The following is a 12,960-nucleotide window of genomic DNA, read 5'->3' as shown; positions in this document are numbered from 1 at the left end:
TGTTTATAAATAATATTATTTTGTTCATAACCAAAAAAAAATCCGAAACTGTAAGGCTTCGGATTGTAAGTTGTTTTTGATGAATTTACTCCTTATACTCGCCCATATTACTGTATTTGTCCATTCTTTGGGCAATTAAGTCGGCTGTTGATAAGTCTTTCAATTCATTATATCCTTTAGTGATGTATTCTGCTACTGTTTTAAAAGTAGTTTCTCTGTCATAATGCGCTCCACCTAGTGGTTCAGGAATAACATCATCAACTAATTTTTGTTTTTTCATGTCAGAAGAAGTCAATTTTAAAGCTTCTGCTGCACGTTCTTTATATTCCCAGCTTTTCCATAAAATAGAAGAGCAAGATTCTGGAGAAATTACAGAATACCAAGTATTCTCTAACATGTAAACACGATCTCCAACACCAATTCCTAAAGCTCCTCCTGAAGCACCTTCTCCAACAATAATGGTAATAATTGGCACTTGCAGACGAACCATTTCGAAAATATTTCTAGCAATTGCTTCTCCTTGTCCTCTTTCTTCAGCTTCAAGTCCTGGATATGCACCCGGAGTATCTACTAAAGTTAAAACTGGAATTCCGAATTTCTCTGCCATTTTCATCAAACGTAAAGCTTTACGGTATCCTTCTGGATTAGCCATACCAAAATTACGGTATTGACGTGTTTTTGTATTAAAACCTTTTTGCTGACCGATAATCATAAACGATTGTCCGTTTATTTTACCAAGACCGCCAACCATCGCTTTATCATCTTTAAAACCTCTGTCTCCATGAAGTTCTAAAAAAGTATCACCGCAAATTGCTTTGATATAATCTAAAGTATAAGGTCTATTTGGATGTCTTGACAATTGTACTCTCTGCCAAGCCGTAAGATTTTTGTAGATATCTTTCTTCGTTTGCTCTAATTTCTTGTTGATTTCCTGACAGGTAGGCGTTACATCAACATTAGATTCTTTCCCAATAACAACACACTTTTCTAACTGTTCTTCAAGTTCTTTAATGGGAAGCTCAAAATCTAAATATTCCATGGATTTTTGAATTTTGTTTGTAAATCGAACCGCAAATATAAAAATATTATATCATTGGCGAAGTTAATTGTTATTTAAAGTATAAAAATGCATTTTAAAAATAAGGAAACTATTACAAGTTTTCTTTCTTATTCTGATAATGTTTGAAAACACCATTTAGAATGACGGTGATAATAATTATGACCGCTCCTATATAAAATTCGACACTCATTTTTTCTTTTCCGCCTAAGATAAAATACGCCAAAACAATTCCGTAAACTGGCTCTAAATTAGTAGTTAACATTACAGTATAAGGTGTCAATCGTTGCATAACTTTTACCGAAGCTGTAAAAGCGTAAGCTGTGCAAATTGAGGCTAAAATCAATAGCAAAACCCAGTTATTTAAAGACATTTGGAAGAAATCTGCATTAAATTTCCCTTGAAATAAAAAATAAATTGTGATAAAGAAAACCCCAGCTCCAAATTCGTAAAATGTAATAACCGAAGGCTCGTGATCTGAAATCAATTTTCCATTCATTAAAGTAAATAAAACACCTAAAATGATGGCTGCCAAAGCATAGTAAACTCCAGAGAGATATTTTATTTCAACTTGAAGAATCAATCCTAAACCGGCAATAATTACCAGTCCAAAAAGCACTTCATACCAAAGCACTTTTCTTCCATAAAATAATGGTTCTAATAACGAAGCAAAAAATGCTCCTAAAGAGAATATGGAAAGTGTTATAGAGACATTAGAAACATGAATGGCTTTAAAAAAGAAAATCCAATGAAGGGCAATTAATAATCCGACAAAAATTAATTTAAAAAATTCTTTTATCGGAACTTGAAAAGACTGTTTTTTGAATGCAATAAATCCGCCAAGAAAAATCATGGCAATTAGCATTCTGTACCAAACCAAATTTTCGGCATCTATAGTAATTAAAGCGCCTAAAATGGCTGTAAAACCCCAGATAAAAACAATTAAATGAAGATTTAAATAACTTTTTAAATTATCGTTTCGCATTACGTAGTAGGTAAACTGCTAAAATTCCGAAGACAATATTCGGGAACCAAACAGCTAATAAAGGTGAAAAGGTAGATTTTTCGGCAAGGGTACCAAATATTTTATCAAAAAATACAAATGAGAAAGCAATGGCAATACCAATTGCTAAGTTCATCCCCATTCCGCCTCGTCGTTTCATAGAAGAAACGGCAACAGCAATAATGGTTAAAATAAATGCAGAAACTGGCACACTGTATTTTTTGTAAAGAACAACTAAATATGTGTTGATATTTCCAGAACCTCTTTTTCTTTCTTTTTCAATAAAATCTATTAATTTACCTAGAGTCAAAGTTTCGGCGATATAAACCACTGGAGTTAAATCTGCCAATTCAAATTTGAAGGCAACATTTTTTTCTGGAACTTTTTCAATGACATCATTTAATTCGCCAAGAGTTCTTTTTGTATAATCGTATAAAACGTAAACTTTTTTCTTTGGATCCCATTTTATGCGACTTGCAGTAATTTTATAGGTTAGCCTTTCTTTTTCAAAATGTTCTAAAGAAAAATTGAAAGCAGTCTTGGATTCTTCATTAAAACTATTTACAAAAATAAAATCATGGTCGTTGATCTGTCTATAAACGTTTGTGTTCTCACCTCGCATGAGCTCTTTTCCATTTCCTTTTAAATAAGTATATCGAAAATTATTATATCCTTCACTCGCAGCAGGAACGATAAAAAATCCCATTAGCAACACAAAAAGAGAAACAATTGTTGCTCCTATAATATAAGGACGTAAGAAACGAGTATACGAAATTCCCGAACTTAAAACGGCAATAATCTCTGTATTATTTGCCAATTTTGAAGTAAACCAAATTACCGACAAAAACAAAAATATCGGGAAAAGAGAATTGATAAAATAGATGGTAAAATTGTAATAATAGAATGCAATATCTCCAAATGGAATTTTGTTTTCCAGCATTTTATTCACTTTTTCAGAAACGTCAATAACGATTCCGATTGGCGCAAATAAAAGAAGCATCACAGAAAAAGTCCCAAGATATCTTTTTAAGATGTATTTATCTATTATTGAAAGCATATAGTTTTTTGTTTTTTATTGTTTCAGGTTTCAAGTTTCACGTTCTCTACAGAACCTGAAACTTGAAACCTGAAACTTGAAACTCTTTTATAGTCTTTGACTCATATTTTTAACCATCATTTCTTTCCATGGTCTAAAATCTCCGGCTAAGATATGTTTTCTTGCTTCACGAACCAACCACATATAAAAACCAAGATTATGAATCGTAGCAATTTGTTTTCCTAAATATTCATTGGCCGCAAATAAATGACGTAGATATGCTTTAGAATACTCGGTATCAACAAAAGTGTGCCCCATTTCATCTATTGGAGAAAAATCAGCTTCCCATTTTTTATTTTTGATGTTGATTGTTCCGTTTGCTGTAAACAACATTCCATTTCTAGCATTACGCGTTGGCATAACACAATCGAACATATCAATTCCTAACGCAATATTTTCCAAAATATTTATTGGAGTTCCAACTCCCATTAAATAACGAGGTTTGTCTTCTGGAAGAATCTCGCAAACAACTTCAGTCATAGCGTACATTTCTTCTGCTGGTTCTCCAACCGAAAGTCCACCAATTGCATTTCCTTGCTGCCCAGCATTTGCAATATATTCTGCTGACTGGCGGCGTAAATCTTTATAAGTACTTCCTTGAACAATCGGGAAAAATGTTTGCTCATACCCATATTTATAAGGCACTTTTTCTAAATGATTGATACAACGATCTAACCAACGATGTGTCATGTGCATAGAACGTTGTGCATATCTGTAATCGCAAGGATACGGCGTACACTCATCAAAAGCCATAATAATATCGGCTCCAATGGTACGCTGAATTTCCATTACATTTTCTGGAGTAAAAAAGTGATAAGAACCATCTATATGTGATTTGAACTTTACACCTTCTTCTTTAATTTTTCTATTTGAAGAAAGAGAATAAACTTGGTATCCTCCTGAATCGGTCAAAATATTACGATCCCAATTCATAAATTTATGCAATCCACCAGCTTTTTCAAGAATTTCGGTTTGCGGACGTAAATATAAATGATAGGTGTTTCCAAGAATAATATCCGGATTAATCTCTTCTTTAAGTTCACGCTGATGCACTCCTTTTACAGAAGCAACCGTCCCAACAGGCATAAAAATAGGAGTTTCTATAACTCCATGATCTGTAGTAATACTACCCGCTCTAGCTTTAGACTGCGGATCTTTTTGTAATAAATCAAACTTCATCTGTGTCTTTTTTCAGAGCGCAAAGATAGTTTAATTTCAGGGAAATTTTAGTAATTAGAAAATTTGTCCATTAGAAAATTAGCTAATGTTTTCTTAATATCTCATTTTAACAACCACGAGAATTTACTTTTTAAAATAATAATGTAAAAACTGCAATATCAAACAAAGAAAGTATAACATGATAAAACTTGATGTTTCGTAATTTTAGATAAAACATTCTCACAATTAAAATTATAGAAATCATGATAAACGCTGATGAAAAATTAGATCAAATCAAGGATGATCAAATTGAAAAAAATCTTGAAAACATGAATTATCCTGCAAACGAAGATATTTACAATCAAGACAACAAACTGGAAGACATTAATCCTGAAGAAATTTCAGGCGAACGCATCATTAATCAGAACAATCACGAATGGAAACAAAACAGCGATAAAATCGGCAACGATTTAGATGTTCCAGGTTCCGAATTAGATGACGAACAAGAAGATATTGGCTCAGAAGATGAAGAAAATAATTTCTATAGTGAAAGCGACACTAATTAAAATGCAGCCATTTTACAAACAAACTAGAAGTCCTTTTTATTAAGGGCTTTTTTTATTTTTGAACTAAATCATTTTTGTTTAAAAATGTCTCAATCCGATTTATTTTTCTCATTTCATTAAAAAAAAGAATGAAAAATTTAACAATTGAAGCAAACTAAAGCAAAAAATGATTTGTCTTCCCGCAAAATAACCTTTACTTTTGCTTCAGTTTAAACTTTTACATATAAAATGAAGCCTAACACACAACAATTAAGCGATTTAACGATCCAAGTAAGAAGAGATATTCTTAGAATGGTACATGCTGTAAACTCTGGACACCCAGGTGGTTCATTAGGTTGTACTGAATTTTTGGTTACACTATATCAAAATATTATGGACCGAAAAGAAGGTTTTGATATGAACGGAATTGGAGAAGATTTATTCTTCCTTTCAAACGGACACATCTCACCTGTATTTTATAGCGTTTTAGCAAGAAGCGGTTATTTTCCAGTTTCAGAATTGGCTACTTTCAGATTATTAGATTCTCGTTTACAAGGACACCCAACAACTCACGAAGGTTTACCTGGAGTTCGTATTGCCTCTGGTTCATTAGGACAAGGTTTATCTGTAGCTCTTGGAGCAGCACAAGCTAAAAAATTAAACGGAGATAATCATATTATCTATACACTACATGGCGATGGAGAATTGCAAGAAGGTCAAAACTGGGAAGCAATTATGTACGCATCTGCTAAAAAAGTAGACAACATTATCGCAACTGTCGACCTTAACGGAAAACAAATCGACGGAACAACTGACGAAGTTTTAGCAATGGGAAGCCTGCGTGCAAAATTTGAAGCTTTTGATTGGGATGTTTTAGAAATTAAAGAAGGAAACAGTATCGACGCTATCCTTGCTGGTTTAAATGACGCAAAATCAAGAACAGGAAAAGGAAAACCAGTTTGTATTTTATTACATACAGAAATGGGTAACGGTGTAGACTTTATGATGCACACTCATGCTTGGCACGGTAAAGCTCCAAACAACGATCAGTTGGCAGCTGCTTTAGCTCAAAACGTTTCAACTCTAGCCGATTATTAAAAAATGCTTTAAGCTTTAAGCAGTAAGCTTTATGCCTATTGCCTACAGCCTATTGCATATAGCAAAATATACAATGAAAAAATACGAAAATACAGGAAGTAAAGATACTCGTTCAGGTTTTGGAGCGGGAATGACTGAACTAGGTCAAAAAAACGAAAATGTTGTAGCATTATGTGCTGATTTAATTGGTTCATTAAAATTTGATGAATTCAAGAAAAATCACCCAGAGCGTTTTTTCCAAATCGGAATTGCAGAAGCAAATATGATTGGAATTGCTGCAGGATTAACAATCGGAGGAAAAATTCCTTTTACAGGAACTTTTGCCAACTTCTCTACAGGAAGAGTTTATGATCAAATTCGTCAATCTGTTGCTTATTCAGATAAAAACGTAAAAATCTGTGCTTCTCACGCTGGTTTAACTTTAGGAGAAGACGGAGCAACTCACCAAATCTTAGAAGATATTGGTTTAATGAAAATGCTTCCAGGAATGACTGTAATCAACACTTGCGATTACAACCAAACTAAAGCAGCAACTTTAGCATTGGCAGATCACCACGGTCCTGCTTATTTACGTTTCGGACGTCCAGTTGTACCTAACTTTACTCCTGCTGACGAACCATTCGTAATTGGAAAAGCGATTATGCTAAACGAAGGAACTGATGTAACAATCGTTGCAACTGGTCACTTAGTTTGGGAAGCTCTTATTGCTGCTGAAGCATTAGAAGCAAAAGGAATTTCTGCTGAAGTAATCAACATTCATACTATCAAGCCTCTTGATGAAGAAGCAATTCTAAAATCAGTTGCGAAAACAAGATGTATTGTTACTGCAGAAGAGCATAATTACCTTGGAGGTCTTGGAGAAAGCATTTCAGGTGTGTTAGCTTTAAAAAATCCAACTCCACAAGAATTTGTAGCTGTTAATGATAGTTTTGGTGAATCTGGAACTCCTGAGCAATTAATGGAAAAATACAAATTAAACAATCAAGCAATTGTTGAAGCTGTAGAAAGAGTTATCAAAAGAAAATAATTTTTACATTTTCATACTTATAAAAAAACCTCGAAAAGCAATTTTCGAGGTTTTTTATTTGAATCAAAATTAATTCAAAAGATTATTTAAAAGCATAAAAAAAAACCCCGAAGTTTAATTCGAGGTTTTCTTTATAAATGTGTAAACTTATTTCTTTTGATAAGGATAAGTATTGTCAAGATAAATTCTTTTTCTTCCTTGCGCTGTATAATCTTCAGGAACAAATGAACGAGGATTTGTAATAGACTCTTCAAGCTTATCATTCTTAAGCGGACCTGTTGGTCTTCTAGGAACTCCCCAAATTTCAGTTTCATCATAATTTGGAGTCGCAGGATTGTCTCCAATCGGATCATATGGATAATATTTACTTAAACCTGAAAATGCTGCATCTGTTGGCTTTGTAATCTCATAACGTGTAAAGAAACCGTCTCCATCATCATCTTTATCTAAGAAGTCTGGAATTCCGTCTCCATCTGTATCATCTGGATTAACTGGCGAATTTGGATACAAAGTAGTGTTTCTAAAATCGCGAACATATCCATCTCCATTAAGATCTTCTTGATAATCATAAATACCATCTGGATCCTCTAAAAATTGACCATTAGAATAGCCATTATTTTCATGATCCATTCTTTTATAATCGTATAATTTAATACTGAAAATTAGAGGTGAATAAGCTGGAATTGAACTTCCAGATGGAGGATAAGCATAATATCCTAAACCAGAAGGTATAAATAAAACCCCTGCACCAAAATCTTTATAACTTGCTGTACCGTCAGCATTGTATGTTGTAGTTCCTGTTTTGAACTGGGGAAAAATTTCACTCCAACCCATAACTGTACCATATAAATCCAAACTTCCTTTTGGATATATTACTTGCTCGAAAAAAGTAGTAGTTAAATGAGACGGCTCTGTGTCTGTTTTGTCAACACGTTTTAAATATTGCCCATAGTATGACGTTACAACTCCATCTGTATTCATTGGCGAAGTACCCACACCTTCTCTTAGAACCAAATAATACATTTTATATAAGATTCCATGATAATCAACATTTCTAACCAATAACTTAGGAAACGTAGCATTGTTTAAATACGACATAATAGGTGTCTGTGTCGCAGGATCTGTAATTTTAGTAAAAGTAACATCCTGATCAGTTTGCCCTCCAGGATTCTGTGTTACAGTTATATAATTGGTGTTTAAATATTCTTCAATATCTGCATTATCTGTATTAAATTGTTCTTGATAATCTCTCAAAGGAGCAACTTCTGCTTCATCATCATCCTTTTTATTACAAGAAACGATGGCAATACCAGCAAGTAATAAAACAAAATAATATTTAAATTTATTCATTATTATCTTTTTTTTAGGTGCGCAAGATACAATATTGATTTATTTTTGTAAAGAATTTAACTTCTATTTTAGAAAAATTATGAGAATAGATAAATACTTATGGTGCGTTCGATATTATAAGACCAGAAACATGGTTACTGAAGCTTGTAAAAAGAATCACATCACTGTAAATGGGCAGATTGCAAAACCGTCAAAAGAAGTTTTTCCTACAGACAGAATTACTTTTAGAAAAGATCAGATTACACAGATAATTACTGTTTTAGATATTCCAGAAAGTCGCGTTGGCGCAAAACTGGTAGACATTTACCGTAAAAACGAAACTCCGCCAGAAGCATACGCGCATTTAGAATTATTAAAACTATCTAAAGAACACTATCGTAAAAGCGGCACAGGGCGTCCAACTAAAAAAGATCGTCGCGACATTGATGATTATGGAGATGAAATTTACGAAGATGACGAAGATGAAAATATATAAACATTTAAATCCCAAAATTCAAATTCTAAATCCCAACTAACAAAACTAGAAAGTACAATTATTTAAAATTAGAATTTGGAATTTAAAAAATTGAATTTTCTATAAATTTGTACTTTAGCAAAAAATTAAATCATGAGCAGCAATATCATCCTTACCCATCAAGAAATTGAACATAAAATAAAGCGTATTGCTTATCAAATCTACGAAACTTTTGTTGACGAAGAAGAAGTTGTTATTGCAGGAATTGCCTCTAACGGATTTGTTTTCGCCGAAAAAATTGCTTCAGCACTAAGCAGCATTTCAACTTTAAAAGTTTCCATCTGCGAAGTCACTGTAAACAAACAAAATCCGCAAGATGCAATACAAACTTCATTAACGCCCGACGAATACAAAAACAAAGGCTTAGTTTTGGTTGACGATGTATTAAACTCGGGAACAACATTAATATATGCTGTTCGTCATTTCTTAGACGTTCCGCTTAAGAAATTCAAAACAGCAGTCTTAGTTGACCGAAATCATAAAAAATATCCAGTAAAAGCAGATTTTAAAGGAATTTCACTTTCTACATCATTATTAGAACATGTCCAAGTTATTTTTAATTCTGAAAATGGAGATTACGCTTCTTTAAGCTAAAATTCCTAAAATATCCTGAACCGTTTCTTCGACAGATTTACCATCTACAACAACTTTATGCTGTGCTTGATTGTAATAAAAACTTCTGTCGAATAAATGTTTCGCGATAAATTCTCTCATTTCTTCTTCGTTCATGTTGGCAATCAATGGTCTTTTACTCTTATTATAGACCAATCTATTATATAAAGTATCAATAGATGCCTTTAAATATACCGAAGCTACATTTTCTCCTTTTAATAATTCGTGATTATTTGCATAACACGGAGTTCCCCCTCCCAATCCGATTATTACATTTTCTGGAGAATTGAGTAATTCTACAAACATTTCGTGCTCCAATTTTCTAAAATACACTTCTCCGTGTTGAGAAAAAATCTCGTTTATAGATAAATTTGCTCTTTTTTCGATGCATTCATCCAAATCTAAAAACGGAATTTTGGTAATTTTTGACAAATTTTGGGCGATTGTAGACTTTCCGCAACCCATGTAACCTAACAAGACAATTTTTCTCATATTAATAAAACCTTATAAACTAAGCAATTGGAGATTTTTCCAAAAAAAAGACAAATTTATGATAAAATTGCTTGGAAACTTCAAAAAAAACTCCTTATATTTGCACCCGCATTCAAGAAATTAAATGACTCGATAGCTCAGTCGGTAGAGCACATCACTTTTAATGATGGGGTCCTGGGTTCGAGCCCCAGTCGGGTCACAAATTTTGTGATAAACAAATTAAATTTCTTGAAAGCAATGACTCGATAGCTCAGTCGGTAGAGCACATCACTTTTAATGATGGGGTCCTGGGTTCGAGCCCCAGTCGGGTCACAAAGGTCGGGTAATTTATTTTACTCGACCTTTTTTCATTTTAGGCCATGTGGAGAAACGGTAGACTCGCCATCTTGAGGGGGTGGTGCTCGCAAGGGCGTGAGGGTTCAAATCCCTCCATGGTCACTAAACAAACTACAAATCCTGCAAAAGATTTTTTTTTGCAGGATTTTTTTATGGCTTCAAAATTTCTCCTTTGATCCACTAAGTTCAGCAGGCTCATCACTCCAGCAATACTTATTTAGCAATTCATACAATTCACAATAAGAATATTAATAATATATTTGTTTTAATACCAAACAAAATAGTAACGTAAGTAAAATGATAAGAAAAATATTTTTAATCTTAATCTTTGCAATTACTCCTTTAAGCATTCTTGCAAGTCCACAAATGCCTGATTTTATCATTTACAAAAAAGACACTATTGCAACTTACAACCTCATACTCGAAAAGTATTTACAGAAAAAAGACACAGCAAACACCAATACATTATTTGGATTAAGCTTTCGAGGCAATTCTTCTTTTAATTGCTGGAGAGGCTATCAAGCCATTTATAAAATAGAAAACGATAGTTTATTTATTGTTGACATAATTAATTGCGGAGAACTCATTAATAGAAAAATCGACAAAACTCAATCTTTAGAAAAACTCAAATCGATCTTTGGAGAGAAATTAAAAAACGACAGAGTTCATATTGACTGGTTTGAAGGGATTTTAAATTTCCCAAGAACAAATGAAGTATTACGATGGGATGGCGTTTTCTATAAAATATTCGAAAAAGAAAAATTGATCACCATTTCAAATGGAGTTGTTTTAAAAACTGAAGATGTAAGCAACTATATTGATGATCCTAAAAGAAAAAACAGAAAAGACCAAAAAAAGATTTCTGACATTTTCTTCAAAAAGCTTAAAAAAGAAAAATGGCAAGACAAAAGTGGCGCAGACTGCGGTAGCAAATATCTTGTTACAATTGACTCGAATGGAAACGTTTCAAAAGTACGAATGGCGTACACAGACAAAGAAATCGAAGAGTTTTTTAAAAAAGACGAATTAGACTTTTGCACAAGCAAAATACTTAATGCCTTGAAATCTTTAAAATTTGATATAATAAAAGACAAAGGGAAACCGATATCAGAAGAGATTTATATCCAAATTTTCTTAAACACTAATGGCAAAATTGAAAATTGGACTAATTAAAACGTATTCATGAAAGAGAAATCTGTAAAATCTTTAAAAAGCACAACTTAACTTGAACACTTTACCTAAAAGCCACAAAAAAACAAAAGACTTATTAGACTGTAAAATAGAGTTTTATCATCCTTCTTAAAATTTATTGCAAAATTCATTTCAAAAAAGGCTTAACAAGCTAAATAAAGTACTTATATTTGCACCCTCATTGAAGAAAACAAAAAGACTCGATAGCTCAGTCGGTAGAGCACATCACTTTTAATGATGGGGTCCTGGGTTCGAGCCCCAGTCGGGTCACAAAAGGTCAGGTAATATTTTACTTGACCTTTTTTATTTTCTAATCATAAACAAAAAAGAATTGCTGGTTTAGAATTACGAAAAGCTTTTATTGAAGTTGTAAGAATAAATACTTAGTTTTGAAAGAATTCTAACTTTACACCTCTTTAAATCTATTACTTCTTCTTAATTAATGAAAAACACTTTAGCATTCTTTTTACTTTTATTGCATCAGCTAAGCTTCTGTCAATATAGCAAAATCAATAAAAACCTATACACCCCTCAACCGCAAAACATCGAATTCAAAAAACAAGTTAAAAAAATAATTCTCAAGGATTATGCTATTGACTACAAGAAAGACACTATAAAAAATATATCTGAAGTCAGTTTTTCTATAAAAGGAAAAATAGAAACCGTAAAAAACAGCAATAAATTCTTGGGAGATTCATGGCAAATTGTCGAATTGGACGATTTGGAAAGAATCAAAACAATATCTTATCAAGAGGAAGCAAGTTTTAAAACTTTCGCTAGACAATATTACAGCACAAAAACAGTATTTCCTGACTCTACTATAATTGACAGAGGAAATTCTCAAGAAAAATACATTAATTATTTCGCTAACAATTTAGTCACTAAACAGGATCATTATGTCAACAATAAATTGCAAGACTACAGAACTTACAAATACAACAATCAAAACCAACTGATTGAAGATTTATACAACAATCCCAAAAACCCAAGCGGCAAAACACTTATTGTTAATGAGAATCAATTGTCTTTTTTTCCCGAACAACAGACACTTTATGAGTATCAAAAAATAAAAGATACTTCAATTGTTATAAAATCTACCGATGCAGGCGCCAGAAAAGAAGTTACAAAAAGCTTCAAGAACAGCAAATTCTCTTTTGAAATAGAAGAGATATTCGAGAAAGGCTTCCTATACAGCTCTACATCGACGTACAAATACAAAGACTCTACTGTAACTAACAGCAATTACTACTTTGGAAACAAACAATTAAGCCGATATTATAATTACTACGTTTATCCTCAAAAACTAATCAACAAATGGAAGTCTGACATAACTGCAAAAGAAGAAGATTTAGAAATTACAGACATTACTATTGAATATGATAAATTTAAAAACTGGATTAGAAAAACTTACACAAAAAATCAGTCCGTAATTAGAACTGTAAATCGGCAAATTGAGTATTATAATCCTTAATATTTTTAAT

General features: G+C 32.6%; 13 protein-coding genes and 4 tRNA genes. 11 read left to right on the top strand and 6 right to left on the bottom strand.

From position 1 onward, the window contains the following. Positions 1-85: 85 nt before the first annotated feature. The 4 genes from HNP35_RS21985 to tgt all read right to left on the bottom strand — a co-directional run bounded on the left by HNP35_RS21985 (position 86) and on the right by tgt (position 4,335). Positions 86-1,039 (bottom strand): acetyl-CoA carboxylase carboxyltransferase subunit alpha, encoded by a 954-nt coding sequence (locus HNP35_RS21985; protein ID WP_184167105.1) that lies wholly within the window; start codon positions 1,037-1,039, stop codon positions 86-88. Positions 1,040-1,151: 112 nt separating this feature from the next. Then, positions 1,152-2,042, bottom strand: a complete 891-nt coding sequence (locus HNP35_RS21980; protein ID WP_184167108.1) for a DMT family transporter — start codon at positions 2,040-2,042, stop codon at positions 1,152-1,154. Further along, on the bottom strand, positions 2,029-3,117 hold the full coding sequence (locus HNP35_RS21975) for an LptF/LptG family permease (protein ID WP_184167111.1): 1,089 nt from the start codon (positions 3,115-3,117) through the stop codon (positions 2,029-2,031). Before HNP35_RS21975 ends, HNP35_RS21980 begins: the two co-directional genes overlap by 14 nt. Positions 3,118-3,204: 87 nt before the next feature. Continuing rightward, on the bottom strand, positions 3,205-4,335 hold the full coding sequence (gene tgt, locus HNP35_RS21970) for a tRNA guanosine(34) transglycosylase Tgt (protein WP_026727521.1): 1,131 nt from the start codon (positions 4,333-4,335) through the stop codon (positions 3,205-3,207). Between the two features lie 242 nt (positions 4,336-4,577). Between tgt and HNP35_RS21965 the strand changes: the two genes are divergently transcribed. The 3 genes from HNP35_RS21965 (at position 4,578) to HNP35_RS21955 (ending at position 6,984) form a co-directional block, all read left to right on the top strand. Further along, positions 4,578-4,880 carry a hypothetical protein gene (locus tag HNP35_RS21965; protein WP_184167114.1) on the top strand — a complete coding sequence of 101 codons (303 nt, stop codon included), beginning with the start codon at positions 4,578-4,580 and terminating at the stop codon, positions 4,878-4,880. A 228-nt stretch (positions 4,881-5,108) separates the two neighbouring features. Then, entirely contained in the window at positions 5,109-5,957 is an 849-nt protein-coding gene (locus tag HNP35_RS21960; protein WP_184167116.1) for a transketolase, read from the top strand. Positions 5,958-6,030: 73 nt separating this feature from the next. Then, on the top strand, positions 6,031-6,984 hold the full coding sequence (locus HNP35_RS21955; protein WP_184167119.1) for a transketolase family protein: 954 nt from the start codon (positions 6,031-6,033) through the stop codon (positions 6,982-6,984). Between the two features lie 147 nt (positions 6,985-7,131). Here the strand turns inward: HNP35_RS21955 and HNP35_RS21950 are convergent, their stop codons facing one another. Further along, positions 7,132-8,334, bottom strand: a complete 1,203-nt coding sequence (locus HNP35_RS21950) for an FKBP-type peptidyl-prolyl cis-trans isomerase (RefSeq protein ID WP_184167122.1) — start codon at positions 8,332-8,334, stop codon at positions 7,132-7,134. A 79-nt stretch (positions 8,335-8,413) separates the two neighbouring features. Between HNP35_RS21950 and HNP35_RS21945 the strand changes: the two genes are divergently transcribed. Then, positions 8,414-8,809: an RNA-binding S4 domain-containing protein gene (locus HNP35_RS21945; RefSeq protein ID WP_184167125.1), complete on the top strand. Its 396-nt coding sequence runs from the start codon at positions 8,414-8,416 to the stop codon at positions 8,807-8,809. Between the two features lie 132 nt (positions 8,810-8,941). Further along, positions 8,942-9,442: a phosphoribosyltransferase domain-containing protein gene (locus HNP35_RS21940; protein ID WP_184167128.1), complete on the top strand. Its 501-nt coding sequence runs from the start codon at positions 8,942-8,944 to the stop codon at positions 9,440-9,442. Here the strand turns inward: HNP35_RS21940 and HNP35_RS21935 are convergent. Further along, complete coding sequence (locus HNP35_RS21935; RefSeq protein WP_184167130.1) at positions 9,434-9,952, bottom strand: shikimate kinase; 519 nt, start codon at positions 9,950-9,952, stop codon at positions 9,434-9,436. The two genes, HNP35_RS21940 and HNP35_RS21935, sit on opposite strands and share 9 nt — an antisense overlap. Before the next feature lie 126 nt (positions 9,953-10,078). On the opposite strand from HNP35_RS21935, the gene HNP35_RS21930 reads away from it, so the two are divergent. The 6 genes from HNP35_RS21930 (at position 10,079) to HNP35_RS21905 (ending at position 12,950) form a co-directional block, all read left to right on the top strand. Further along, a tRNA-Lys gene (locus HNP35_RS21930) sits at positions 10,079-10,151 on the top strand. A gap of 40 nt (positions 10,152-10,191) precedes the next feature. Then, a tRNA-Lys gene (locus tag HNP35_RS21925) sits at positions 10,192-10,264 on the top strand. A 43-nt stretch (positions 10,265-10,307) separates the two neighbouring features. Beyond that, positions 10,308-10,390, top strand: a tRNA-Leu gene (locus HNP35_RS21920). 195 nt (positions 10,391-10,585) lie between these two features. After that, a complete protein-coding gene (locus tag HNP35_RS21915) occupies positions 10,586-11,461 on the top strand; it encodes a hypothetical protein (RefSeq protein WP_184167133.1) in 876 nt (291 codons plus the stop codon). A gap of 215 nt (positions 11,462-11,676) precedes the next feature. Continuing rightward, positions 11,677-11,749: transfer RNA gene (locus tag HNP35_RS21910), tRNA-Lys, on the top strand. Between the two features lie 172 nt (positions 11,750-11,921). Next, positions 11,922-12,950, top strand: a complete 1,029-nt coding sequence (locus HNP35_RS21905) for a hypothetical protein (RefSeq protein ID WP_184167138.1) — start codon at positions 11,922-11,924, stop codon at positions 12,948-12,950. The last annotated feature ends 10 nt before the right edge of the window (positions 12,951-12,960 follow it).

The organism is Flavobacterium notoginsengisoli (assembly GCF_014207905.1).
Classification (GTDB): Bacteria; Bacteroidota; Bacteroidia; order Flavobacteriales; family Flavobacteriaceae; genus Flavobacterium; species Flavobacterium notoginsengisoli_A.
The sequence above is the reverse complement of the archived record's forward strand: the minus strand, read 5'-3'. Positions and strand labels throughout refer to the sequence as shown.